The 24,972-nt window shown below is 62.5% G+C and carries 17 protein-coding genes and 1 pseudogene; 5 read left to right on the top strand and 13 right to left on the bottom strand.

All coding sequences use genetic code 11. From position 1 onward, the window contains the following. The 3 genes from AC0NID_RS31170 to AC0NID_RS31180 all read right to left on the bottom strand — a co-directional run bounded on the left by AC0NID_RS31170 (position 1) and on the right by AC0NID_RS31180 (position 3,793). A complete protein-coding gene (locus AC0NID_RS31170; protein ID WP_473454081.1) occupies positions 1 to 1,122 on the bottom strand; it encodes an ABC transporter permease in 1,122 nt (373 codons plus the stop codon). Then, positions 1,115 to 2,038, bottom strand: coding sequence for an ABC transporter permease subunit (locus tag AC0NID_RS31175; RefSeq protein WP_473454082.1), 924 nt, complete (start codon positions 2,036 to 2,038; stop codon positions 1,115 to 1,117). Before AC0NID_RS31175 ends, AC0NID_RS31170 begins: the two co-directional genes overlap by 8 nt. A gap of 162 nt (positions 2,039 to 2,200) precedes the next feature. Continuing rightward, entirely contained in the window at positions 2,201 to 3,793 is a 1,593-nt protein-coding gene (locus AC0NID_RS31180) for a peptide ABC transporter substrate-binding protein (protein WP_473454083.1), read from the bottom strand. A 369-nt stretch (positions 3,794 to 4,162) separates the two neighbouring features. On the opposite strand from AC0NID_RS31180, the gene AC0NID_RS31185 reads away from it, so the two are divergent. Next, on the top strand, positions 4,163 to 4,642 hold the full coding sequence (locus AC0NID_RS31185) for a TadE family protein (protein WP_473454084.1): 480 nt from the start codon (positions 4,163 to 4,165) through the stop codon (positions 4,640 to 4,642). Next, a complete protein-coding gene (locus AC0NID_RS31190) occupies positions 4,643 to 6,424 on the top strand; it encodes a pilus assembly protein TadG-related protein (RefSeq protein ID WP_473454085.1) in 1,782 nt (593 codons plus the stop codon). Between the two features lie 16 nt (positions 6,425 to 6,440). Here the strand turns inward: AC0NID_RS31190 and bglA are convergent, their stop codons facing one another. The 10 genes from bglA to AC0NID_RS31240 all read right to left on the bottom strand — a co-directional run bounded on the left by bglA (position 6,441) and on the right by AC0NID_RS31240 (position 22,320). After that, positions 6,441 to 8,066, bottom strand: a complete 1,626-nt coding sequence (bglA, locus tag AC0NID_RS31195) for a beta-galactosidase BglA (RefSeq protein ID WP_473454086.1) — start codon at positions 8,064 to 8,066, stop codon at positions 6,441 to 6,443. Further along, the gene (glgX, locus tag AC0NID_RS31200) at positions 8,066 to 10,087 is read right to left on the bottom strand and encodes a glycogen debranching protein GlgX (protein WP_473454087.1); all 2,022 of its coding nucleotides are present in this window, start codon (positions 10,085 to 10,087) and stop codon (positions 8,066 to 8,068) included. Before glgX ends, bglA begins: the two co-directional genes overlap by 1 nt. Continuing rightward, positions 10,087 to 11,715 carry an alpha-D-glucose phosphate-specific phosphoglucomutase gene (locus AC0NID_RS31205; protein ID WP_473454088.1) on the bottom strand — a complete coding sequence of 543 codons (1,629 nt, stop codon included), beginning with the start codon at positions 11,713 to 11,715 and terminating at the stop codon, positions 10,087 to 10,089. Before AC0NID_RS31205 ends, glgX begins: the two co-directional genes overlap by 1 nt. A gap of 3 nt (positions 11,716 to 11,718) precedes the next feature. After that, on the bottom strand, positions 11,719 to 13,164 hold the full coding sequence (gene glgA, locus AC0NID_RS31210) for a glycogen synthase GlgA (protein WP_473454089.1): 1,446 nt from the start codon (positions 13,162 to 13,164) through the stop codon (positions 11,719 to 11,721). 3 nt (positions 13,165 to 13,167) lie between these two features. Next, entirely contained in the window at positions 13,168 to 14,433 is a 1,266-nt protein-coding gene (glgC, locus tag AC0NID_RS31215; RefSeq protein WP_473454090.1) for a glucose-1-phosphate adenylyltransferase, read from the bottom strand. A gap of 39 nt (positions 14,434 to 14,472) precedes the next feature. Continuing rightward, the gene (glgB, locus tag AC0NID_RS31220) at positions 14,473 to 16,686 is read right to left on the bottom strand and encodes a 1,4-alpha-glucan branching protein GlgB (protein WP_473454091.1); all 2,214 of its coding nucleotides are present in this window, start codon (positions 16,684 to 16,686) and stop codon (positions 14,473 to 14,475) included. Positions 16,687 to 16,745: 59 nt separating this feature from the next. After that, the gene (locus AC0NID_RS31225) at positions 16,746 to 19,208 is read right to left on the bottom strand and encodes a glycogen/starch/alpha-glucan phosphorylase (protein WP_473454092.1); all 2,463 of its coding nucleotides are present in this window, start codon (positions 19,206 to 19,208) and stop codon (positions 16,746 to 16,748) included. Between the two features lie 134 nt (positions 19,209 to 19,342). Continuing rightward, the gene (locus AC0NID_RS31230; RefSeq protein WP_473454093.1) at positions 19,343 to 20,125 is read right to left on the bottom strand and encodes an ATP-binding cassette domain-containing protein; all 783 of its coding nucleotides are present in this window, start codon (positions 20,123 to 20,125) and stop codon (positions 19,343 to 19,345) included. 2 nt (positions 20,126 to 20,127) lie between these two features. Further along, positions 20,128 to 21,189, bottom strand: a complete 1,062-nt coding sequence (locus tag AC0NID_RS31235) for an ABC transporter permease (protein WP_473454094.1) — start codon at positions 21,187 to 21,189, stop codon at positions 20,128 to 20,130. A gap of 153 nt (positions 21,190 to 21,342) precedes the next feature. Further along, positions 21,343 to 22,320, bottom strand: coding sequence for a substrate-binding domain-containing protein (locus AC0NID_RS31240; protein WP_473454382.1), 978 nt, complete (start codon positions 22,318 to 22,320; stop codon positions 21,343 to 21,345). A gap of 243 nt (positions 22,321 to 22,563) precedes the next feature. Here AC0NID_RS31240 and AC0NID_RS31245 point away from each other — a divergent pair, with 243 nt between their 5' ends. From AC0NID_RS31245 to AC0NID_RS31255, 3 genes and pseudogenes are all read left to right on the top strand, one after another. Then, entirely contained in the window at positions 22,564 to 23,790 is a 1,227-nt protein-coding gene (locus AC0NID_RS31245) for an ROK family transcriptional regulator (protein WP_473454095.1), read from the top strand. Then, a pseudogene (locus AC0NID_RS31250) lies at positions 23,789 to 23,971 on the top strand (RbsD/FucU domain-containing protein); the annotation flags it as partial. The gene AC0NID_RS31245 and the pseudogene AC0NID_RS31250, both read left to right, overlap by 2 nt. Further along, the gene (locus AC0NID_RS31255) at positions 23,968 to 24,891 is read left to right on the top strand and encodes a carbohydrate kinase family protein (protein WP_473454096.1); all 924 of its coding nucleotides are present in this window, start codon (positions 23,968 to 23,970) and stop codon (positions 24,889 to 24,891) included. The pseudogene AC0NID_RS31250 and the gene AC0NID_RS31255, both read left to right, overlap by 4 nt. Positions 24,892 to 24,972: the final 81 nt, after the last annotated feature.

The following is a 24,972-nucleotide window of genomic DNA, read 5'->3' on the forward strand; positions in this document are numbered from 1 at the left end:
TCAGCGATCCCTGGGGTCGAGTGCGTCGCGCAGGCCATCGCCGACGAAATTCAGCGCAAACAGCGTCGAGACGAGGAAGAAGGCGGGGAACAAGAGCAGCCAGTTGGCGGAACCGATGTTCTTGGCGCCGGTCGAGATCAGCACGCCCCAGCTGGTCATCGGTTCCTGCACGCCGAGCCCGAGGAACGACAGAAAACTCTCCAGGATGATGACATGCGGCACCAGCAGCGTCATGTAGATGACCACGGGGCCAAGCAGGTTGGGAATGACGTGGCGGATCAGGATGCCACGCTGGCCGACACCCATCGCTTCCGCCGCCTGGACATACTCCTGCCGCCGGATCGACAGCGCCTGACCACGCACGATGCGCGCCATGTCGAGCCACAGCACCGCACCCACCGCCAGGAACATCAGCACGAAGTTACGGCCGAAGAACACCACCAGCATGATGACGAAGAAGATAAACGGCAGCGAATAAAGCACATCGACGATACGCATCATCACCTCATCGATCTTGCCGCCGGCAAAGCCGGCCGTAGCGCCGTAGAGTACGCCGATGACGCCCGCGACGACCCCGGCGAGCAGGCCGATGGCCAGCGATATGCGCCCTGCCATCAGCGTGCGCGACAACAGATCACGGCCGGTATTGTCGGTGCCGAACAGGAAATATTGCTGCCTGATCGAAGCACTCATCACCGCTTCAAGGCCGTCAGGTGATTTGCTCTCCATCTTCGTGTCGTCGAAGGCATCGGAACGGTCGAGATAGCGGACATTGCGGTCGTCGATCGGCTTGGGCGATGTGATGGTGACGAAGATCCGATTGCCTTCCTGCCGCCACTGCTTGATATCGACGCGCATGCGCTTGATCGCCTCATTGAGCGCGGTTTCGATCTTGTCGGCCTTCGGATAGGCCTCAAAGCTCGGCGGCGTGCGCACATAGTCGGCGTAGATGGTGGTGTATCGATGCGGCACCAAAGAGGGCCCGAACGCGCTTATGACGGCGATGAAGGCAAGATAATACAGGCTGAACATGGCGGCGCGATTGGCCTTGAGACGCGCCCAGGCATCGCCCCACAGGGAGCGGCCGACGACGGCCGGAGCGGTGGCTGCGATGTCAGTCATAGCGCACCCTCGGATCGACGACCGCGTACATGACGTCGACGATCAGGTTGAAGACGATGGTGAACAGCGCGATGACCACCACGGTGCCCATGACCAGCGTGTAGTCGCGATTGAGCGCGGCATCGACGAAATAGCGGCCGACGCCGGGAATGGAGAAGATCGTCTCGACGATGATCGAGCCGGTGAGCAGTGCGGCCGCCGCCGGACCGGTGAAGGAGACGATCGGCAGTATGGCGCCGCGCAACGCGTGCTTGACGACCACCGACCAGTCGGAGAGGCCGAGCGCGCGCGCGGTGCGGATGTGGTGCGAGCGCAACGATTCGATCATCGAGCCGCGCATCAAGCGCGCGACGATCGCGATCTGCGGCAAGGCAAGCGTCAGCACGGGGCCAATCTTGTTGAGCAGGGCGCCGTCGCCCCAGCCGCCGATCGGCAGCAGCTTCCAGGTCAGACCGAACAAAAGCTGGATCACCGGCGCGATGACGAAGGTCGGGATGGTGCTGCCGGCGGCTGCCAGCGCAATGACCGAGTAGTCGGCAAGCTTGTTCTGGTTGAGCGCGGCAATCGTGCCGAGTATGCTGCCGAGCAGCAGCGCCAGGATCAGCGCCGAGGCGCCGATCTGGATTGAAACGGGCAGGCCCCTGGCAAACAATTCGGTGACGGTGAAGTCCGGCATGTTGTAGCTCGGACCGAAATTGCCGCGCAGCAGATTGCCGAGATAGTGGAGATATTGCAGCCAGAGCGGGTCGTTCAGGCCGAACTGCGCTTCCAGATTGGCCTTGATCTCGGGGCTCAGACCCCGCTCCTGATTGAACGGGCCGCCAGGCGCGACGCGTATCAGGAAGAACGCCATGGTCACGATGACGAACAGCGTCGGAATGGCGGTCAGGAGCCGCCTCAATACGTAACGCAGCATCGGTTCCCCGCTTTGCTGGCAGACCGGAACCGCCGCCCCTAACGCATGACCCCGACCGAAGGTTCGGAAAGGATCATGCGCAAAATCAACGTGTTACAGCGTCCGTTGCGCGTCCCGAAGGACGCGCGGCGCTGTAAGGGAGCGGCAGTTCGGCCAAGGAAATCAGTCCTTGGAGATGAAGCGCGACGGATGCACGGCCATGACGTTGTCCTCGTAGCCATGAAGCTTCGGGGAAACGATTTCCTTGTAGCTATAGTAGAGAAGCGGGATGTTGCCGACTTCGTCGACGAGGATACGTTCAGCCTCGGCGAGTTGCTTCATACGCTCTTCGGGCTTGCCGCCGGCGGCCGCCGCCTTGTCCATGGCCTCCTCGAATTTCGGGCTGTTGTAGACCGAATAGTTGTTGCCACTGGCCTTGCGGGAGATGCCGAGGAAGGTTTCCGGATCCTTGTAGTCCGCAATCCAGCCGGCACGCGCCACGTCATAATCGCCCTTCTGCTCGAGGAAGGAGTAGTGGGTCTTGGTGTCGGTGTTGAGCAGCGTGATTTCGACGCCGAGCGGCTTCAACTGCTCCTGAACCGCCACCGCAGTGTTCTTGTTGTTCTCCGAAGTGTTGTAGCGAATTTCCATCTTAAGCGGCTTCTCGGGCGTGTAGCCGAGCTTCTCGAGCACTTTCTTGGCTTCGTCCTCGCGGTCGATCTGCGACATGTCGGCGAACTTCGCCACCGCCGGCGTATAGCCTTCGATGCCTGGAGGCACCATCGAATAGCCGGGCAGCATCGAGTTCTGCCAGACCTTTTCGGCAATGAATTCGCGGTCGATTGCCATGGAGATGGCGTTGCGCAGTTCGACGTTGTCCCACGGCGCCTTGTCGATCTTGATCGCAAAATAGAATGTGCCGAGGTAAGGCCCGACGTGAATCTGGTCGCCAAACTTGGCCTTGAGGTCGGCGAGCTGTTCGGTCGGCAGGTCGTCGTAGCTATCGAGTTCGCCGGCCTCGAAGCGCTTCATCGCCGACGAACGATCTTCGGTCGGGATGTAATTGACGACATCGACCTTGACGGTCGCAGCGTCCCAGAACTTCGGATTCTTGACCAGCTTCATGTGGTCGTTGGGGACCCACTCCGCCAGTGTATAGGCGCCGTTGGAGACCAGGTTGCCCGGCTTGATCCAGTCGGCGCCGAGCTTTTCGATGGAGGCCTTGGAGACCGGATAGGCGGCCTGGTGGGTCAGCATTTCAAGGAAATAGGGCGTGGGCGCCTTCAGCGTCACTTCCAGGGTATTGGCATCGATTGCCTTGACGCCCATCTCCTCGGGCTTCGCATTCTTGGTGTTCACCTCTTCGGCGTTCTTCACGGGATAGAGCATCGAAGCGTATTCGGCGCCGGTGGCCGGATCTTCCAACCGCTGGAAAGCGTAGACAAAATCATCCGCGGTCACCGGAGCACCATCCGACCAGACAGCGTCCTTGCGCAGCTTGAAGGTGTAGACGGTGCCGTCATCCGATACGGTCCAGCTTTCGGCAGCGCCCGGAATGACATTCGCCTTCTGGTCTTGCATGACCAGCCCCTGGAACAGGTCACGCAAGACATTGGCTTCGTAGATGGTCGAAGTCTTGTGCGGATCGAGCGACTCGGATTCGGCGGCGGTGCCGCGGTTATAGACGACCTCGGCGAAAGCCGGCGTGTAGAACGTGCCGGCAGCCAAGGCCATGGTTGTGGCGAACACCGTCGCCTTCAGCATCTTTTTCAGCATGAAGTTCTCCCTGTCGAGGCGGCCTTCAGCTACGCCTCTTGAGTGTTGACGCCCCGAAACCGATTGGCATGGCCTCTTTGAGCGCGCCGCTGGTTCCCTTTCCGGCAGCTGGTGGTCGAACAGTAACGTGGAGATTTTTTATTTCAACAGACTCTCTGGGTCACCCAAAGTAAGGGGCGCCGACAGCTGCTTGGCGATCGGCAAAACAGCCGCCAAAACCATGACTTGGCCCCGTTTCCCCACTTCAAGCGTTCGGTACCGGTCAGAACCTGTCGTCGATTCCACTTTGCCGAAATGTTTTAATGCGCCTTTAAGCAACCATGGGTTACATCTTACGCGGACTTCGGTCTGTTCCGATGGGCGAATGGTATGCACAGGGTAAAAACCAAGACAACTTCCGTAACGCGGCGTAAAACGCGCCAGCTAACACTAAAATTATGCCAGTTTAGAGAGCCGTCCGGAACTTCCGCAATTGAATTCGCTTTGCTTTCGCCCATTTTCATTTTGCTTCTGCTCGGAATGGTTGCATACGGCATCTATTTTGGTGCTAGCAATTCCGTGCAGCAAATCGCGGCTGACGCCGCACGCACGGCAATCGCCGGGCTGAACGAAGCCGAGCGCCAGGCGCTGGTGACCAGCTTTGTCAACAACAATGCTGGCGGATATCCCTTCGTTGAATCCGGCAAGCTGACCTATCAGGCCAAGGACAGCACGGCCGACGGAAAACAGTTCGTGGTGTCCGTGCAATATGATGCCCGCAACCTGCCGATCTGGAATCTGTTCCCGGCATTGTCCATGCCTGGAACCACGATCTCACGCCGATCGACAATACGGGTCGGAGGCATCTGAATGACGGAAACTTTGCTGGAAAGGATCGGCCGGGCTGCCCGCTCGATGCTTGGCGACCTGAAGGCGAACTTCACCGTCATGACGGCGCTGAGCGCACCGTTCGCGCTGGCGCTGGCTGCCGTCGCCGTCGATGAAGGCTCGATCTATGTGGAGCGCCGGGAGGCGCAGGCAATGACCGATCTGGCGGCAATCACCGCCGCCTCGAACATCAACAACATAGAGGCCGCGGTGGTGACCACGCTCGGCGACAACGGAATGCCGGGTATCGTCGTTCAAAAAGTAGGACAGGCGATCGTTCCCACCCTTGGAAAGACCATAGTGTCGGTCACCGCCGGCCGATATTCGCCAGAGTCGTCGCTAGGCGTCGACAAGCGCTTCGAAGCCGGCAAGACGCCCCACAACGCCGTCCATGTCACGCTGCACAAGGTTGCCACCCGTTATTTCGCGAGTTCACTCATCCCCACGCCGGTGATCGGCACCCAAGCCATTGCCAGCATGACGGCGCAGGCGAGGTTTTCGGTCGGGTCCAGGCTTCTCAGCGTCAATGGCGGTATCCTCAACGCGCTTCTCAGCGGGCTGCTTGGTGGCAATATCTCGCTCAGCGTCATGGACTACAATGCGCTGATCTCGACCGACATCAGCGTGCTTTCCTTCGTCGACGCCCTTGCCGTCCAGTTGCAGCTGACGGGCGTCAGCTACTCGGAGGTGCTGGCGTCGAAAGCGACGGTGGGCCAGATCGTCACGGCCATGGCTAACGTCTCGCCGGTTGGCAGCACCAGCAAGCTCGCTTTGCAGACGATCGCGTCCAGGGCCACCAGCACGGTGAAGATCCCACTCAATCATCTTGTCGATCTTGGGTCAGCCGGCGAACTGGGCCTCGGGCAAGAGTCGGCCGGCCTGGCGATCGACGCCAATGCCATGGGCATGCTGACCAGCGCCGCTGCGCTGGCGAACGGCTCGAGGCAGGTCGACATCAATCTAGGCGCCACCGTCCCAGGGCTTACCTCCACCACCCTGTCCATCGCCATCGGCGAGCCCGCGCAAGTCTCGCCTTGGCTGACAGTCGGCGACGGCACGGTGGTGCGCACCGCGCAGACGCGGATCAAGCTGGTGGCATCCGTCGGCATCGGCAATTCGAATCTCGGCGGCGGCATCAGCCTCCTGTCCGTCAAGCTGCCGCTGCATGTCGAGGTGGCTCATGCCGAGGCCGAGCTGACCGACATCAGCTGCCCGACGGGGCATCCCGACAGTTTGAAGGTTTCCATTGCCGCACGTCCGGGCGTAGCCTCGCTGCACCTTGGCGCCAGCGACGCCGACAACAGTCCCACCGCCTTCGCCGACTTCAGCAATCCGCAGTCGTTCCAGGCTGCCGAGATCGCAGGCGTCAGCGTCAAGCTCCTTCTGATTAACCTTCCCCTGCTGCAAGTGAACGGTTCGGCAGCGGTCGCGATTACCAACACCGATCCGACGACGCTGACCTTCAACAAAACAGAAATCGCCAACAAGGCGATAAAGACGGCTTCCACGAAAAACCTGACGCAATCCCTCACCACGTCGCTGGTCAACAATTTGTCGCTTTCGGTCGGGGCGCTGGGTCTCGGGCTTGATGTGACTGCCCTGCTTGGAACGGTAAAGCCGGCAGTTGTGACGTTGCTGAACGGTGTGACTGCACCTGTCGACGCATTGGTTTATAACGTGCTTGCGGCACTGGGCGTGCGCGTCGGCGAGGCCGATGTCCGGATCATGGGCGCGACTTGCGGACGCTCCGCGCTCGTTCAATGAGAGGCCGGTAGAAAGATCAGCCGGCTCGTCCGAGAAAGCAGCTTAGCGGCGGCAGTGACAGAGCGTCGTCCTGCAAGGTGGCACCAGCACCAAGGTCGATCGTCTCTGCGACACCGATATCCTGCGGCAACGGCCAGCTGGCCGGCTCGTCGGCGAAATTGAAGACGCACAGCAGCTTTTCGTCGCCGCCTTCGCGCATGAAGGCAAGCACATCGCCCTCGGCATCGAGAAACTGGATCGAGCCCCGCACCAGCGCCGCATGCTGCTTGCGCAAAGCGAGCATCGCCCGGTAGCTGGCCAGAACCGACTTCTCCTCACCGTCCTGGACATCGACCGCACGGGCGCGATGGCTTGCCGGGACCGGAAGCCACGGCTTGCCGGTTGAAAACCCGGCATTGTCAGCGCCAGCTTCCCAGACCATTGGCGTGCGGCATCCATCCCTGCCCTTGAGCCCGGGCCAGAAGCGGATGCCATAGGGATCGCGCAGATCCTCGAACGCCAATTCCGCCTCTTCCAACCCGAGCTCCTCGCCCTGATAGAGGCAGATCGAGCCGCGCAGGCACGACAGCAGCGCGATCGAGAATTTCGCCACCCTCTCCGGATCGCCGCCGGGCCTTGTCCAGCGCGTCACGTGGCGAACGACGTCGTGGTTGGAAAACGCCCAGCACACCCAGCCGTCGGAGACCGTACTCTCGAAAGCCTCGACGCAGCCGCGCACATGCGCTGCCGAAAACTGCGGACCGAGCAGGTCGAAAGTGTAGCACATGTCGAGCTTGTCGCCGCCGGCGGTATAGGCGGCGAGCGTCTGCAGCGAACGGGTTTCGTCACCGACCTCACCGACAGCGGCGCGTCCCTCATATTCGTCGAGCAGCGCCCGAAACCGCCTGAGGAAGGCGAGGTTTTCCGGCTGCGTCTTGTCGAACAGATGCTCCTGATAAAGGTAGGGATTGGTTTCGGTGTTGGTGCCGGCGACGCTTGTCGCCAGTGGCGGGTTGCTGCGCAGCCAGCGGTCGTGGACATAGTAGTTCACCGTATCCAGCCGGAACCCATCGACGCCGCGCTCCAGCCAGAACCGCACCGTTTCCAGCAGGGCGTCCTGAACATCCTGATTGTGAAAATTGAGGTCCGGCTGCGAGGCGAGGAAATTGTGCAGGTAATATTGCCTGCGGGTCGCATCCCACTCCCAGGCTGGGCCGCCGAAGACCGACAGCCAGTTGTTGGGCGCGGTGCCGTCCGGCCTCGGATCGGCCCAGACATACCAGTCCGCCTTGGGGTTGTCGCGGCTCGCGCGGCTTTCGACGAACCATTCGTGCCGGTCGGACGAATGCGACAGGACCTGGTCGATGATGATTTTCAGGCCGAGACGATGCGCCTCGGCGATCACCGCGTCGAAATCCTGCGATGTGCCGAACGCCGGATCGACGGCTGTGTAGTCGGAAACGTCGTAGCCCATGTCGGCCATCGGCGACTTGAAGAAGGGCGACAGCCAGACGGCGTCTACGCCGAGCGACGCGACATGAGCCAGTCTTGAGGCAACGCCGCGCAGATCGCCGCCGCCGTCCCCGGTCGTGTCCTGGAAGGAGCGCGGGTAGATCTGGTAGATGACGCAGCCACGCCACCACCCGGCATTGCCGTCAGCCATCATATTTCTCCTCTGAGCGATGTCTTGCGCTCGATCATGAAGACGACAGTTCGCCCCGGCACGGGTTGTGAGATGTCTGCCTCGCTGGCGATGGCCGGGCGCCAGAAAAATCCCTCACGCTGCGGCAGCGTGAACATGCATTTGCGGCGGTCGCCGTTGATGGCGACTGCAAGGCGGCGATCTTCGCCACCGACGCCACCGAGCACCATGACAAGGCGGTGCCGCTCCGGATGGTGCCAGGCAGTTTCATCGAACGGCTCGCCCGTTTCGCTCAGCCAGGCAACGTCCGATGTTTCCGACCCGGCGGGCGGCTGTCCGGTCAGGAAATGCGTGTTGGAAAGCGCTGGGACCCAACGACGCATCGCCGCGAGCAAAAATGTGAATTGTTCCAGCGCCTGATCGCGCCCCATCCAGTCGAGCCAGGTGATCTCGTTGTCCTGCGCATAAGCGTTGTTGTTGCCATGTTGGGTGCGGCCGAATTCGTCGCCGGCGGTCAGCATGATCGTTCCGCGCGAGGCAAAAAGTGTCGCCAGTAGAGCGCGCCGGTCATCGAGGCGCGCCTTGGCGATGGCCGCATCGCCGGTTTGACCTTCGACGCCGTTGTTCCACGACAGGTTCTCGTTGTGACCGTCTCTGTTGTGCTCGCCATTGGCGTCGTTGTGCTTGTGCTGGTAGGCAACGATATCGGCCAGCGTCATGCCGTCATGGGCGGCGATGAAATTGACGCTGCGACTTGTCCGCTGGCTGGTCTTGGCAAAGACGTCAGACGAGCCGGCCAGCCGGGTCGCCAGCGCGCCGACCATGCCGCGATCGCCGCGCCAGAAGCGTCTGACGTCGTCGCGATATTTGTCGTTCCATTCAAGGAAGGGCGGCGGAAAATTGCCCAGCTGATAGCCATCCGGGCCGATATCCCAGGGCTCGGCGATCAGCACCCGGTCACAAAGCACCGGATCGTCCCGAATGGCCCTGAGCAATGGTGCCGCGGCGTCAAACCTGCCCTCGACCCGACCCAGAATGGGCGCCAGATCGAAGCGAAAACCGTCGACGCCGGCACCGCAGACAAAATGACGAAGCGTGTCGAGGACCATTTCCTGGACGACCGGATGGCCGCAGGCGACGGTATTGCCGGTGCCGGTGTCATTGATCAAACGGCCGTCTGCTGCATGCCGGTAGTAGGCACGACTGTCGAGGCCGCGCAGCGACAGCGTTGGTCCAAGCATGTCGCTTTCGCCGGTGTGGTTGAAGACAAGATCGAGGATGACGCCGATGCCGGCCTCGCGCAGCGTGGCGATCGTCTGTCGCAATTCCGCCAGACCGCCTGGCGCAAGGCGTGGATCGAGCGCCATGAAGGTCACGGGATTATAGCCCCAGGCGTTACGGAGCCGGAGCGGCGGCAAATGCCGCTCGTCGATCGATGCCGTCACCGGCATCAGTTCGATCGCCCCGACACCGAGTTTTTTCAGGTGCTCGACGATGGCCGGATGGGCAAGGGCTGCAATCGTCCCGCGCTGGCGCTTCGGGATGTCCGGATGCAGCATGGTGAAGGCGCGCACCGGCACTTCGTAAATCAGGCCGCCCGGCTGGAACAGCGGCGCCACGACAGGGACCGGCTTCGGCAAGTTCGCGGCAATCGCCTTCGGCAGAAGTGGGGCGGTATCGGTCCCCTCGCCGCGGCGAGCGGCGAGCCGGTCGTCATAGGCATAAGGCCTGTCGATCTCGACGGCATAGGGGTCGACCAGCAACTTGTCGGGATCGAACCACAGCCCTTGCTCGGGCACATAGTCGCCATCGGTGCGAAACCCGTATCGAGTGCCGGCGGCGAGGCCGGCGACGAAAAGCGCGTGAACGCCCTCGCCCTGCGGCTGGAGTTCGAGCCGGTCGACCTCCCTGTTGCCCTGCCCATCGAAGACCGAGACCCAGAGCCGACGAGCCGATCCCGACCATGCGGCAAAGCGGATGCCGCCTTCCGAGACAATTCCACCAAATCGCGGCCGATGATCGGCCGGTATTCTAGATGGCATCAGGTGATGACGCTCGGCTTGGCGCGGCCGGTATGGCTGCGAATCCCGGCAATATCATCGGCTGCCGCAATCAGATCGGCAAGCGCCTCCTGCGTGTCTAGATCGTGCCTGGACGTGTCCGGCTCGTAGCGCTCGATATAGACGCGCAGCGTCGCGCCTGAGGTGCCGGTGCCGGAGAGCCGGAAGACGACGCGCGATCCACCCTCGAACAGCACCCTGATGCCCTGGTTCTTGGAGACCGAACCGTCGACCGGATCGTGGTAGGCGAAATCGTCGGCGCTGGCGATCTTCATGCCGCGCACGCTGGTGCCGGGCAGCGAGCCAAGCTTGGCGCGCAATTCGTCGACAAGCGCGTTGGCGCGGTCGGTCTCGACCTCCTCGTAGTCGTGGCGCGAATAGTAATTGCGGCCATAGGTAGCCCAGTGCTCGGTGACGATCTGCTTGGCGCTTTCGCCGCGCACCGCAAGGATATTGAGCCACAAAAGCACGGCCCACAGCCCGTCCTTTTCGCGGACATGGCTGGAGCCGGTTCCGGCACTTTCCTCGCCGCAGATCGTCGCCATGCCGGCGTCGAGAAGATTGCCGAAGAATTTCCAGCCGGTCGGCGTTTCATAGATGCCGATGCCGAGCTTTTCGGCGACGCGGTCGGCTGCACCGCTGGTCGGCATCGAGCGGGCAATGCCTTTCAGGCCGGCCTTGTAGCCGGGCGCCAGATGGGCGTTGGCGGCGAGCATGGCCACCGAATCCGACGGGGTGACGAAAATGCCCTTGCCGATGATCAAATTGCGATCGCCGTCGCCGTCGGAAGCGGCGCCGAAGTCCGGCGCATCCGGTCCCATCATCTCGTCATAGAGATGCTTTGCGTGGACCAGGTTCGGGTCTGGGTGGTGGCCGCCGAAATCCTCCAATGGCTTAAAGTTGCGGCAGGTGCCATTGGGAGCGCCAAGCCGGCGTTCAAGAATCTCCTTGGCATAGGGGCCGGTCACTGCATGCATGGCGTCGAAGCGCATGCGGAAACCATATTTGAAATTGGCGCGGATAGCGTCGAAATCGAACAGGCTTTCCATCAGTTCGGCATAATCGGCGACCGGATCGATCACCTCGACCGTCATGCCGCCCGCCTCAACCGTGCCGATTTTGTCGATGTCGACGGTTGCGATATCGGCGATCTTGAAGCTGGAGATCAGCTTGGTCTTTTCGAAGATCGCGTCGGTCAGTTTTTCCGGCGCCGGCCCGCCATTGCCGGCATTGTATTTGATGCCGAAATCCTCGTGCGGGCCGCCCGGATTATGGCTGGCCGACAAAATGATGCCGCCGAAAGTCTTGTATTTGCGAATGACGTGCGAGGCCGCCGGTGTCGACAGGATGCCGCCCTGCCCGACCATCACCTTGCCGAAGCCGTTTGCCGCCGCCATGGCGATGGCCATCTGGATGACCTCGCGGTTGTAGAAGCGGCCATCGCCGCCGATCACCAGGGTCTTGCCTTCGAACCCGTCCAGCGCATCGAAAATCGACTGGATGAAGTTCTCGGCATAGTGCTCCTGCTGGAACACCGGTACCTTCTTGCGCAGTCCGGACGTGCCGGGCTTCTGGTCCAGATATGGTTTGGTGGCGACGGTTCGTATCATGCTTCAGGCAACCCTTTTCGAAAGCAGCAAGCGATAGAGTTCAACATATTTTTCGGCGCTTTTGTCCCACGACACATCAGCCTTCATGCCTTGCCGCTGCATCGACGTCCAGACCGTGGGATTGGCGTGCGCCTCCACCAGCCGGCGGATCGCGTGCAGCAAGGCGCCAGAATCGGCGGGTGCGAACTGGAAGCCGGTCGCCACGCCCGCTGAAACGGCCGCTTCATTGGCGTCGATGACCGTGTCGGCAAGCCCGCCGGTGCGGGCGACGACCGGCACGCAGCCATAGCGCAGGCCGTAGAGTTGCGTCAGCCCGCACGGCTCGAAGCGCGACGGGATGACGATGGCATCACAGCCGCCCTGCATGATGTGGGAGAGCCCCTCGTCGTAACCGACGACGACGCCGATGCGACCGCGATGGCGGGCGGCGGCGGCCAGCAGCGCACCTTCCAGACCGGCGTCGCCGGATCCCAGGATCGCCAGGCGCGCGCCCCTGGCAACGATCCCGTCGACGGCGGCCGCCAGTATGTCCATGCCCTTTTGCCAAGTGAGCCGGCTGACGACGCAGACGATCGGACTGTCGTCGCGGTCGAGGTTGAAACGATCCTCGACGGCGGTGCGGTTGGGGTGCCGCGCCTTCAATGTCTTGGCTGTATAGTTGGATACCAGATGCTTGTCGGTTTCGGGGTTCCAGGTCTCGGTGTCGATGCCGTTGACGATGCCGTAGAGATCGACGGAGCGCATATTGACGAGCCCATCGAGGCCCATGCCGAACTCCGGCGAGCGGATTTCCTGCGCATAGGTCGGGCTGACCGTGGTGATGGCCCAGGCGGCCTGCAGCCCGGCCTTGAGGAAACCGACGCCGCCATAATATTCGACGCCGTCGAGCGCCATGGCGGCCGCAGGCAAGCCAAGCTCGCCAAAGATGGCGGCGCCGAACTGGCCCTGAAAGGCGAGGTTGTGAACGGTGATCATCGACGGCGTGCCGACCGCCTTGCCGTAGCGCATATAGGCCAGCGTCATTGCCGACTGCCAGTCATGGGCATGGACGAGATCCGGCTGGTAGCCTGAGATGGCGCCGCCGGCGATGTCGCCGCCGGCCTGGCTCAAGGCTGCGAAACGGCGCCAATTGTCAGGCCAGTCGGCGCCGGTCGCATTGCCATAGGGACCGCCGGGGCGATTGAACAGATGCGGTGCGTCGAGCACGAACAGGTCGAGCCCGGCGATCTGGACGGCATGGACCGAAGCCTTGCCGCCCTGCAGCAGCGGATATTGGTGAATGGCCTTCTTTTTCTTGAAGGCATCCATCACCTGGGGATAGCCGGGAACAAGTGTGCGCATCGTCACGCCCTTGCCGGCGAGCGCGATCGGCAACGCGCCGGTCACGTCGGCAAGCCCGCCAGTCTTGATCAGAGGGAATATTTCGGGCGTGACCGAAAGGACCTGCATCCACTACAACCCCAATTTGTCGATCATGGCCTGCGTGACGAGGCAGATGCCCTTTTCGGAAACGCGGAAGCGCTTGGCATCGAGAGCCGGATCCTCGCCGACCACGAGCCCCTCCGGAATCCTTACGCCATGATCGACCACCACGCGCTTCAAGCTTGCGTTGCGGCCGACATGGCAGTCGGGCAGCATGACGACTTCCTCGAGCGTCGAATAGGAATTGATGCGCGCGCCGGTGAAGATCAGGCTTCGCTTCAGTGAGGCGCCGGAGACAATGCAATCGCCCGACACCAGCGAGGAGACGGCCATGCCGCGACGGCCATCCTCGTCATGCACGAACTTTGCCGGCGGCTTCAGTTCGGCATAGGTCCAGATCGGCCAGTCGCGGTCGTAGAGGTCGAGCTCAGGCGTAATATCGGTGAGATCGATATTGGCTTCCCAATAGGCGTCGACGGTTCCGACATCGCGCCAATAGGCCTCGTTCTCGGCGGTCGAGCGCACGCAGGATTTGGCGAAGCGATGGGCGATCGCCTTCCCATGTTCGACGATGTAGGGGATTATGTCCTTGCCGAAGTCGCGGCTCGAGCCGGGTTCGGCGGCGTCACGGCGCAATTGCTCCATCAGGAACTTGGTCTTGAACACGTAGATGCCCATCGAGGCCAAGGCAAAGTCCGGCTTGTCGGGAATGCCGGGCGGATCGGCAGGCTTCTCGATGAAGGAGATGATGGTGTCCTTGTTATCGACATGCATGACGCCGAAGCCGGTCGCCTCCATGCGCGGCACTTCGAGGCAGCCGACGGTGACATCGGCGTTGGCGTCGACGTGCTGGCGAAGCATCAGCTCATAGTCCATCTTGTAGATGTGATCGCCGGCCAGGATGACCATGTATTCGGGGCCGTAGGCCTCGATGATGTCGATGTTCTGGTACACGGCATCGGCCGTGCCTTCATACCATTGCGTTTCCGATACGCGCTGGCTGGCCGGCAGGATGTCGAAGCTCTCGTTACGTTCAGGCCGCAGGAAGTTCCAGCCGCGCTGCAGGTGGCGGATCAGCGAATGCGCCTTGTACTGGGTGGCGACGCCGAGGCGGCGGATGCCGGAATTGAGCGCATTGGAGAGCGCGAAATCGATGATGCGCGTCTTACCGCCGAAATAGACCGCGGGCTTGGCACGCCGGTCGGTCAACTCCCTGAGGCGGCTGCCGCGGCCGCCGGCGAGCACATAGGCCATGGCATCGCGCGCCAGCGGTTGGGTTCGTTTTATCTCTGCCATTTTTATCCTCCCAAGTTACTCGCTGCGAGATGATATCGCTCACTCCGGAACAAATTCGAGCAAGATCGTCGACAACGGCGGCAGCAGCATCGTCGCCGATATGCTTCCTCCCTCCGCCCGAGCCTCGACAGCGCCGCCATTGCCCTTGCCGGAACCGCCATAGTCGGCGGCGTCCGTGTTGATGATCTCGCGCCATTTTCCGGCCATCGGCAACGGCACGCGGTAATCGTCGCGCGGCACGGGCGTGAAATTGGAGATGACGGCGACCGGATTTCCGCCCGGTGCGCTGCGCAGCCAGGCAAAGACGGAGTTCGCGCTGTCGTCGACGATCAGCCAGGAAAAGCCCTCCGGCTCGCAGTCGCGCGCGTGCAAGGCCGGGCGCGAGCGATAGAGATAGTTGAGATCGCGCACCGTCTGCCAGACGCCGCGGTGGAGCCTGAAATCGAGCAAATTCCAGTCGAGCGCGCGCGCCTCGCTCCACTCGCGGCGCTGGGCGAACTCCTGCCCCATGAACAACAGCTTCTTGCCGGGGTAGCCCCACATGAAGGCGTAATAGGCGCGCAATGTCGCAAATTTCTGCCAGTCGTCACCGGCCATCTTGCTAAGCAGCGTCCCCTTGCCGTGCACGACCTCGTCATGGGAGAGCGGCAGCACGAAATTCTCTGAGAAGGCGTAGACCAGGCCGAAGGTGATGTCGTTGTGGTGGTGCTTGCGAAAGATCGGCTCCTTGGAGAAATACTCCAGCGTGTCGTGCATGAAGCCCATGTTCCACTTGAAGCCGAAGCCCAGTCCGCCCTCATGCACCGGCTGCGAAACCTTCGGCCATGAGGTCGATTCCTCGGCGATCGTCATCACGCCCGGATGGTGACCGTAGACCTCCTTGTTCATCCGCTGGAGGAAGCTGACCGCTTCGAGGTTTTCGCGCCCGCCCTTTTCGTTGGGGATCCATTCGCCGGCCTTGCGCGAATAATCGAGGTAGAGCATCGAGGCGACGGCATCGACCCGCAAGCCGTCGACGTGGTATTTCTCGGCCCAGAACAGCGCGTTGTTGACGAGGAACGAGACCACCTCGCGACGGCCGAAATTGTAGATCGCGGTGTTCCAGTCGGGATGAAATCCCTTGCGCGGGTCGGCATGTTCATAGAGCGCGGTACCGTCGAAATTGGCCAGGCCATGCGCGTCCACCGGGAAATGCGCCGGCACCCAGTCGAGGATGACGCCGATGCCGGCGCGGTGGGCGCCGTCGACGAACCGGGCAAAACCGTCCGGATCGCCGAAGCGGGCCGACGGCGCGTATAGGCCCGTCGTCTGGTAGCCCCAGGACGGATCATAGGGATGTTCGGAGATCGGCATGAATTCGATATGGGTGAAGCCGGTCTCGACGGCGTAAGGGATCAGCCGGCCTGCCAGTTCATCCCATGACAGGAAGCTGCCGTCGTCGTGAAGCTGCCAGGAGCCGGCGTGGACCTCATAGATCGACACCGCCTCGCGTCTGGGGTCGGCGTTGCGCCAGAAATTGCGGTGCGCCTCGTCGCCCCATGCATGCGCCGGCGGCAGCGCCGTCACTGACGCGGTCGCCGGGCGCAGTTCGGACCTGAAGGCGAACGGATCGGCCTTCAGCGGCAGCCTCACGCCATCGGGCCCGATGATCTCGTATTTGTATGGCCGGCCGGCGCCGATGTCGGGAATGAACAGCTCCCAGATACCTGTGTCGCGTCGGTCGCGCATCGTATGCCTGCGACCGTCCCATTCGTTGAAGTCGCCGACCACCGAAACGCGCCTGGCATTGGGCGCCCAGACGGCGAAGTGCACGCCGGACGCACCCTCATGATCGATGAGATGCGCACCGAGCTTGTCGAAGAGCCTGAGGTGCGAGCCCTCGGCGATGTAGTAGTCGTCGAGCGGACCGAGCACCGGACCGAACGAATAGGGATCGGTCAGCCACCAATCGCCGCCGGCATTGCGCGCATGATAGCGCAGCGGCTGGCGCTTTCTGAGCGACAGCCTGCCCTCGAAGAAGCCGCCTTCGTCGCGTCTGGAGAGTTCACCGGCTTTCTTGCCGGTCAGCGTATAGGCAGTGACGAACTCGGCATGAGGGACGAAGCAGCGGGCGACAAAGCCCTTGTCAACTTCGTGCACACCCAGGACAGCAAAAGGGTCGCCATGCGTACCTGCGACAATCGCCGCGACATCGCCGGCTGACGCCAGTCCATCCGGCCCGCTTGTCGCAGCGGTCGCGCGCGGCTTCCTCATCAGGCAGTGACCCTCCCCGGGCATCCGGACCACGTTGTGCGTGGCCTCATGCAATCATATCAGACGGGCACGTTCCAGATGTCTTTCGCATATTGGCGGATCGTGCGATCTGACGAGAACCAGCCGACGCGGGCGACGTTGCGGATTGCCCTGGCGTACCAATCCGGGCTGTTGCGCCAGACGGCGTCGACGTCGCGCTGGGTGGCGGCGTAGGCATCGAAATCGGCCGCCACCATGAACCAGTCGCTCTGATAGAGGCCGTTCATCAGGTCGCGGTAGCGTTCGGGATCGTCAGGCGAAAAGACGCCCGACGAAACGGCAGCCACGGCCTGCGCCAGTTCGGAAGAGGATTCGATCACGGATCGCGGATCATAGCCGTTGCTGCGCCGCTCGGCGACCTCGGCGGTGGTCAGGCCGAAGATGAAGATGTTGTCATCGCCGACGCATTCCTTGATCTCGACATTGGCGCCGTCGAGCGTGCCGATGGTCAGCGCACCGTTCAGCGCGAACTTCATATTGCCGGTGCCGGAGGCTTCCATGCCGGCGGTCGATATCTGCTCCGAAAGGTCGGCGGCCGGCATCATGATCTCGGCCAGGCTGACATTGTAGTTCGGCACGAACACCACTTTGAGCAAGCCGCGAACCGCCGGGTCGCGGTTGATGACCCTGGCGACGTCGTTGGCGAGTTTGATGATCAGCTTGGCGTTGTGATAGCTGGGCGCTGCCTTGCCGCCAAAGAACTTGACGCGGGGCATCCAGTCGCGCTCGGGATGGGAGCGGATCTGGTCGTAGAGCGCGACCGCCTCCAGAATGTTCAGGAGCTGGCGCTTGTATTCATGAATGCGCTTGATCTGGATGTCGTACAGCGCAGAGGGGTCGACCTTGATGCCGAGGCGGTCGGCGACGAGATTGGCAAGCCTGACCTTGTTTGCCCGCTTGACGGCCGCGAACTTGTCGCGGAAGGCGGCGTCGTCGGCAAAGGCTTCGAGCTCCTTGATCGCGTCGATGTCGTCGAGGAACCGGTCGCCGATCGCCTCGCGGGTGAGCGCGGTGAGACCGGGATTGCACTGGATCAGCCAGCGCCGCGGCGTGATGCCGTTGGTCTTGTTGTTGATGCGGTCGGGATAGAGCTTGTGGAGATCGGCAAACACCGTCTCCTTCATCAGCTCGGTGTGCAGGGCCGACACGCCGTTGATCGAGTGCGAGCCGACAAAGGCCAGATTGCCCATGCGCACCCGGCGGTCGCCGTTTTCCTGGATCAGCGAGATGTGGCTGATCTGCTCGTCCGAGAACCGGTTGGCGGCGCGCGCCTCCAACAGCACTTCGGCGTTGATGGCGTAGACGATCTGCATATGGCGCGGCAACAGCCGCTCGAACAGCGGCACCGGCCAGCTTTCCAGCGCTTCAGGAAGCAGCGTGTGGTTGGTGTAGCCGAAGGTGCGCTTGGTGATGTCCCAGGCCTGGTCGAAATCCATGCCGTGGACGTCCATCAACAGGCGCATCAGTTCGGCCACCGCGATGGCCGGATGGGTGTCGTTCAGATGGATTGCCGCCTTGTCGGGCAGCGACTGCAAGTCGCCATACTGGCTGAGATGCCGCTGGACAATGTCCTGCAGCGAAGCGGTGGAGAAGAAATATTCCTGCCTCAGCCGCAGCTCCTGCCCGGCCTTGTGAGAATCGGCGGGGTAGAGGACGCGCGACAAGGCGTCGGCCTTGTTGCTTTCGGCAAGGGCGCCGATGTGGTCGCCGGCATTGAACTTGTCGAGCAGGATCGGATCGACCGGCATGCCCGACCAGAGGCGCAGCGTGTTGACGCGTCTGGCCCGCCAGCCGACCACCGGCGTATCATAGGCGACGGCCAGAACATGTTCGGTCGGCTTCCATACGTGGCGCTCGAGCCGGCCGTCCTTCGAGGTGATCGATTCCACCGCGCCGCCGAAGCCGACCTCGAAGGAGCGTTCGCGGCGCTCGAATTCCCAGGGGTTGCCGTGATCGAGCCAGGTCTCGGGCAGTTCAACCTGCCAGCCGTCATGAATTTCCTGGCGGAACATGCCGTTGGCGTAGCGAATGCCATAGCCATGCGCGGGGATATCGACTGTCGCCATGCTTTCCATGAAGCAGGCGGCGAGCCGGCCGAGACCGCCATTGCCAAGGGCGGCATCCGGTTCGAGCGCGGCGATGATGTCGAGATCGACGCCAAGCGAAGACAGCGCCTCGCGCATGTTGTCCATCAGGCCGAGATTGGAAAAGGCGTCTCGCATGAGGCGACCGATGAGGAATTCGAGCGACAAATAGTAGACGCGCTTTTCCTGCTGGTCGTAGGCCTCTTTCGTCGCCTGCATCCAGTGATCGACGATATGATCGCGCACGACCTTGATCGAGGCGGTGAGCCAGTCGTATTGCGTCGCGACGCTGGTGTCCTTGCCGAGCCTGTATTTGAGGGCCTTCAAGACTTCGTCGGCGAGCGCCTTGGGATCGGAGTTTTCGAGGATGGGAGCTTCGGATGTCATCGCGCGCGTCATGCTGCCTCTTTGTGCGGTTGCCATGATCATACCGGCTTTCACTATTCCTCCCACCCCATGCTAGTGCATCTCACTAGATGTTCAATCGATTTAGCCTGCCACGGGGCCAACCGGCCCTGCGGCAATTTGGCGGCTCAGGCGGCCAGGGCTGCCTCCGGCGGAAGCTTCGCTCCGGTCATGAAGGCGACGGCGTCGGACATCGTATACTGCTTGGGATCGATGACACACAGGCGACGGCCCAGCCGATGGATGTGAATGCGGTCGGCCACCTCGAAGACATGCGGCATGTTGTGCGAGATCAGCACGATCGGCAGGCCGCGCTTCTTGACGTCGAGGATCAGTTCGAGCACGCGGCGGCTCTCCTTGACGCCTAACGCCGCCGTCGGCTCATCCATGATGACCATCTTCGAACCGAAGGCGGCGGCGCGCGCCACCGCCACGCCCTGGCGTTGGCCGCCCGAGAGCGTTTCCACGGCCTGGCTGATATTCTGAATGGTCATCAGGCCAAGTTCGGTGAGCTTGTCGCGGGCGCGCTTTTCCATTGCCGGCCGGTCGAGCATGCGCAGCCAGTCGCCGAGAAAGCCCGGTTTGCGGATCTCGCGACCGAGGAACATGTTGTCGGCGATCGACAGCGCCGGCGACAGCGCCAGGTTCTGGTAGACGGTTTCGATGCCGGCTTCACGGGCCTCGATGGGCGACTTGAACAGCACCTGCTTGCCGTCGAGCTCGATGATCCCCTCGTCCGGGATCACGGCGCCCGAGATCGCCTTGATCAGCGTCGACTTGCCTGCGCCATTGTCGCCGATCACGGCCAGGATTTCTCCTGGATAGAGATCGAAATCGCAGTTGTTCAGTGCCGTGACGCGGCCGTAGCGCTTGAGGAGGCCGCGTGCGGTGAGGATGGGCTCTGGGGTCATGGTTACACCGAAACCTTTCTGATCCACTGGTCGATTGCCACGGCGCCGATGATCAGCACACCGGTGAGCAGCACTTTCCATTGCGGATCGGCGCCCAACATGTTGAGGCCCATTGAGACGACGCCGACGATCATCGCGCCGAACAGCGTGCCCAGAATAGAGCCGCGTCCGCCGAAGAGGGAAATGCCGCCGATCACCGTCGCGGTGATCGCCTGCAAATTGTAGTCGGTGACGGCGGCGGACGGCGAGATCGAGCCATTGCGGCCGATTGAGACCCAGGCGGCGAAAGCGGCGATCAGCCCGGCAAGCGTGTAGACCGAGATCAACACCTTCTTGGTCTGGATGCCCGACAGCTTGGCCGCCTCCGGATCGTCGCCGACGGCGTAGACATGGCGGCCCCATGCCGTGTGATTGAGCACGTACCACAGGATCAGCACCAGCACGACCATGGCGATGACGCCGAACGTCAGCACCGCCGTGCCGACCTTGAAGTTCAGGCCAAACAGATGCAGCAGCGGCGCCTGGACATCGACGTCGGCGTCGCGGATCGTCTCATTGGCCGAATAGATGAAGTTGGTGGCCATGACGATGTTCCAGGTGCCGAGCGTGACGATGAAGGGCGGCAGCTTCATATAGGCGACCAGCAGCCCGTTGAGCAGCCCGCAGGCGCCGCCGGCGGCAAGCCCGATCACCACGGCAAGCAAGGTCGGCAGACCATAGGTGACCGCGCAATTGCCCATGATCACGGCCGAGATCACCATGATCACGCCGATTGACAGGTCGATGCCGGCTGTAAGGATGACCAGTGTCTGCGCAGCTCCGAGAATGCCGACGATGGCGATCTGCTGCAGGATCAGCGTCAGCGTGTAGGACGAAAAGAACCGCCCTCCGATCGTGAGGCCGAAAACAGCGATCGCCAGAACCAGCACGATCAGCGGCACCGCAGCCGGAGTGGAATGCAAGAAATGCTGGATGCGCTTGACGACCGACGTACCGTGCTCGTCAAAAGCAGCGACGCTGTCGCTGCTTGAGATTGCCTTCTCGAATTCCTGGACCTGGCTCATGTTTCCTCCCGTTGGGCTTCAGCTACGCCGACGCCCGTTCACCGTTCCCGATCTGCCGTCGGATTTGTTCGCGCTCGCGGTTGCGCATCGTCCACCCGAAGCGGCCGGGGATCAAGCCCCGGCCGATCGGTTGCGTTGCCTGTCAGAGCTGCATCAGCCCCAGCACTTGGCGAGGCCTTCCTTGGTGTCGATGGACTTGACACCGTCTGCGGGCTTGTCGGTGACGAGGTTGACGCCGGTATCGAAGAAATCCTTGCCTTCGGTCGGCTTGGGCTTCGTCCCGTCCTTGGCGAAAGCGGCAATCGCCTCGATGCCGAGTGCCGCCATCTGCAGCGGATATTGCTGAGAGGTCGCGCCGATCACGCCTTCGGCAACCGATTTCACGCCGGGGCAGCCGCCGTCCACCGACACGATCAGCACGTTGCCTTCGAGGCCCACGGCCTTGAGCGCCTGGTAGGCGCCGACGGCTGCCGGTTCGTTGATGGTATGGATGACGTTGATGCCGGGGTCCTTCTGGAGAAGGTTCTCCATCGCCTTGCGGCCGCCTTCCTCGTTGCCGTTGGTGACGTCGTGGCCGACGATGCGCGGATCGTCCTCGTCGCCGATCTTGTTGGGATCCTTCACGTCGATGCCATAGCCCATCATGAAGCCCTGGTCGCGCAACACGTCGACCGTCGGCTGCGAGGGCGTCAGGTCGAGGAAGCCGATCTTGGCGTCCTTCGCCTTGTCGCCGAGCGTCGCGGCGGCCCACGCGCCGATCAGCTTGCCAGCCTCCAGATTGTCCGTCGCGAACGTCGCGTCGGCGGCGTCGAGCGGATCGAGCGGCGTGTCCAGTGCGATCACGAGCAGACCGGCGTCACGTGCCTTCTTCACCGCCGGGACGATGCCCTTGGTGTCCGACGCGGTGATCAGGATGCCCTTGGCGCCGTCGGCGATGCAGCTTTCGATCGCCGCGACCTGGCTCTCGCTGTCGCCGTCGATCTTTCCGGCATAGGCCTTGAGGTCGACGCCGAGCTCCTTGGCCTTGGCGGCCGCGCCTTCCTTCATCTTGACGAAGAAGGGGTTGGTGTCGGTCTTGGTGATCAGGCAGGCGCCGACATCGGCGGCGGACGCAGCCGAAGTGAACGCCATCAGACCCAGTCCGGCCGCCGCAAAAACGGTAGACTTCAGTAGTGCTGTCTTGGTCACGATTTTCCTCCCAGTGGAACCATTCCGGCATCCAGACGACTTTTCCCAGCGCCGATGCCTGCCCCAACACAATACCAGGCCGAGGTCGCTGTCAATAATTAAATCACTCTTATTTATTATTGACAGCACTGCATCGTTCACCCATTCTGGCTCAAAAGCATTGCGGGGAAAACGGGAGGAACAGGGGTGGAGACCGGCATTACCAGGCACGGTTCGCCCGAGGCAGCCGACAGCCGAATTCATCGCGGCACCAACCAGAGCGGCATGCGCGACCACAATGAGCGGCTGGTGCTGTCGCTTGTGCGTCAGCACGGCAGCCTGGCCAAATCCGACATTGCGCGCATGACCGGGCTTTCGGCCCAGACGGTTTCGGTCATCATGCGCGAGCTCGAGGAGGACAACCTGCTCGTCCGCCAGGCGCCGTTGCGCGGCAAGATCGGCCAGCCGTCCATTCCGATGGCGCTCAATCCCGATGGCGCCTATTTCATTGGCCTGAAGATCGGCCGCCGCAGCGCCGAACTCGTGCTGATCGATTTTCTCGGCAATGTGCGCTCCATGCTGCAGCATTCCTACCGCTATCCGGCACCGCGCGAGACGGTGGAATTCGTCACCACCGGCATGAAGACGATGCGCGGCGAACTCACCCCGGCGCAGGACAAGCGCATTGCCGGACTTGGCATCGCCATGCCGTTTGAATTGTGGAACTGGGCCGATACGGCAGGTGCGCCGCGCGACGTCATGGACGAATGGCGCCACCGCGATATCCGCGCCGACATCCAGGCGCAGTGCGAGTTCCCGGTCTACCTGCAAAATGACGCCACCTCGGCCTGCGGCGCCGAGCTGGTGTTCGGCAAGGCGGGCGCGGCGCGCGACTTCATCTATTTCTATATCGGTGCCTTCGCCGGCGGCGGCATCGTGCTGAACGGTCACCTTTTCGGAGGGCCGACCGGCAATGCCGGCGCTCTTGGGTCGATGCCGGTGCCCGGACCGGACGGCAAGCCGACCCAATTGATCGACGTGGCATCGATCGCCATGCTGGAAAAGGCGCTCAACGCGCGCGGCGTCGAGGCCTCGCATCTGTGGACATCACCGGAGGATTGGGGCGAGATCGGCGTGGAGCTCGACGACTGGATCGCCTGCGCCTCGCGGGCGCTCGCCTATGCCATCGTGGCGGCGTCCTCGGTTATCGATTTCGAGGCAGCGGTGATCGACGGATGGATGCCGAAGGCCGTGCGGCGCCGGCTCGTCAATGCCGTTATCGAAGCCATCGGCAAGATCGACGGCGAAGGCCTGAAGCTCCCGGCCGTGCGCGAGGGGACTGTCGGCATTCATGCACGTGCGCTCGGCGGGGCCAGCCTGCCGCTTTCCGAGCGCTTCCTCATTGGTTCGACCATGATTTCCAGGAGCACCTGAAATGGAGGCGATCCGCGCCAAACACGCGCCGGACCGCAACGTGGTTGCGCTTGCCGGCGCAGACTTTTATCTAGGGGGGAGGTCCGCGCACGCGATCGTCGCGACAAGCGAGCCGCGGCTCTACGCCAACATCGTCATCCGCGAGGATGTAATCTATCCGCCGGAGAACAGGAAATCATGATCCTCTGTTGCGGCGAAGCCTTGATCGACATGCTGCCGCGCACCACGACGGAAGGCGAGCCGGCCTTTGCCCCCTATGTCGGCGGCGCGGTGTTCAACACGGCAATAGCGCTTGGCCGGCTGGGAGCGCCCGCCGGCTTCTTTTCCGGCCTGTCCTCGGATCTGTTTGGCGGCCAGTTCAAGGACGCGCTGAGGGCAAGCAGGGTCAGTTCCGACTATGCGCACACATCGCCCCGGCCGACCACGCTTGCCTTCGTACGGCTGGACAACGGTCAGGCGACCTACACGTTCTACGATGAAAACACCGCCGGACGCATGCTGACCATCGAGGATCTGCCGGAACTCGGCAGCGAGGTCGAAGCCATGCTGTTCGGCGCCATCAGCCTGATCTCGGAGCCGGCCGGATCGGCCTATGAGGAATTCATGCGGCGCGAGCACAGCCGCCGCGTCATGATGCTCGACCCCAATATCCGGCCAAATTTCATTCCGGACAAGGCCAGGCACCTCAGGCGCATCCGCTCCATGATGGCCATGGCCGACATCGTCAAGCTGTCGGACGAGGATCTCAACTGGTTCGGCGAAGCCGGCTCGCACGAGGACGTCGTTCGTAACTGGCTGGATCGCGGCCCGACGCTGATCGTTGTCACCCATGGCTCAGAAGGCGCTGCCGGCTACACCAGGGATCACAAGGTCACGGTCGTGCCGGACAAGGTCGAGGTGGTCGATACGGTCGGTGCCGGCGACACCTTCAACGCCGGCATCCTGGCCTCGCTGCACGAGCAGGGCCTGCTGTCGAAACAGGCGATCGCCGATCTGCCGGAAGACGCCATCCACAAGGCGTTGGCGCTCGGCGCCAAGGCTGCGGCGGTGACCGTGTCGCGGGCCGGCGCCAATCCGCCATGGCGGCAGGAAATCGCCTGATTTGGACGGCGATGCGCCCCGCTTGCCGATCACTTTATGTTTCGCCGGCCGGGCGCGACGCGATTTGAAGACCGCAGGATG

Source organism: Mesorhizobium sp. WSM4821, from assembly GCF_055901555.1.

Coding starts and splice junctions, on each gene's coding strand:
- AC0NID_RS31170 (WP_473454081.1), bottom strand. CDS start 1,122: ATGACTGACATCGCAGCCACCGCTCCGGCCGTCGTCGGCCGCTCCCTG.
- AC0NID_RS31175 (WP_473454082.1), bottom strand. CDS start 2,038: ATGCTGCGTTACGTATTGAGGCGGCTCCTGACCGCCATTCCGACGCTG.
- AC0NID_RS31180 (WP_473454083.1), bottom strand. CDS start 3,793: ATGCTGAAAAAGATGCTGAAGGCGACGGTGTTCGCCACAACCATGGCC.
- AC0NID_RS31185 (WP_473454084.1), top strand. CDS start 4,163: ATGCACAGGGTAAAAACCAAGACAACTTCCGTAACGCGGCGTAAAACG.
- AC0NID_RS31190 (WP_473454085.1), top strand. CDS start 4,643: ATGACGGAAACTTTGCTGGAAAGGATCGGCCGGGCTGCCCGCTCGATG.
- bglA (WP_473454086.1), bottom strand. CDS start 8,066: ATGGCTGACGGCAATGCCGGGTGGTGGCGTGGCTGCGTCATCTACCAG.
- glgX (WP_473454087.1), bottom strand. CDS start 10,087: ATGCCATCTAGAATACCGGCCGATCATCGGCCGCGATTTGGTGGAATT.
- AC0NID_RS31205 (WP_473454088.1), bottom strand. CDS start 11,715: ATGATACGAACCGTCGCCACCAAACCATATCTGGACCAGAAGCCCGGC.
- glgA (WP_473454089.1), bottom strand. CDS start 13,164: ATGCAGGTCCTTTCGGTCACGCCCGAAATATTCCCTCTGATCAAGACT.
- glgC (WP_473454090.1), bottom strand. CDS start 14,433: ATGGCAGAGATAAAACGAACCCAACCGCTGGCGCGCGATGCCATGGCC.
- glgB (WP_473454091.1), bottom strand. CDS start 16,686: ATGAGGAAGCCGCGCGCGACCGCTGCGACAAGCGGGCCGGATGGACTG.
- AC0NID_RS31225 (WP_473454092.1), bottom strand. CDS start 19,208: ATGACGCGCGCGATGACATCCGAAGCTCCCATCCTCGAAAACTCCGAT.
- AC0NID_RS31230 (WP_473454093.1), bottom strand. CDS start 20,125: ATGACCCCAGAGCCCATCCTCACCGCACGCGGCCTCCTCAAGCGCTAC.
- AC0NID_RS31235 (WP_473454094.1), bottom strand. CDS start 21,189: ATGAGCCAGGTCCAGGAATTCGAGAAGGCAATCTCAAGCAGCGACAGC.
- AC0NID_RS31240 (WP_473454382.1), bottom strand. CDS start 22,320: ATGGCGTTCACTTCGGCTGCGTCCGCCGCCGATGTCGGCGCCTGCCTG.
- AC0NID_RS31255 (WP_473454096.1), top strand. CDS start 23,968: ATGATCCTCTGTTGCGGCGAAGCCTTGATCGACATGCTGCCGCGCACC.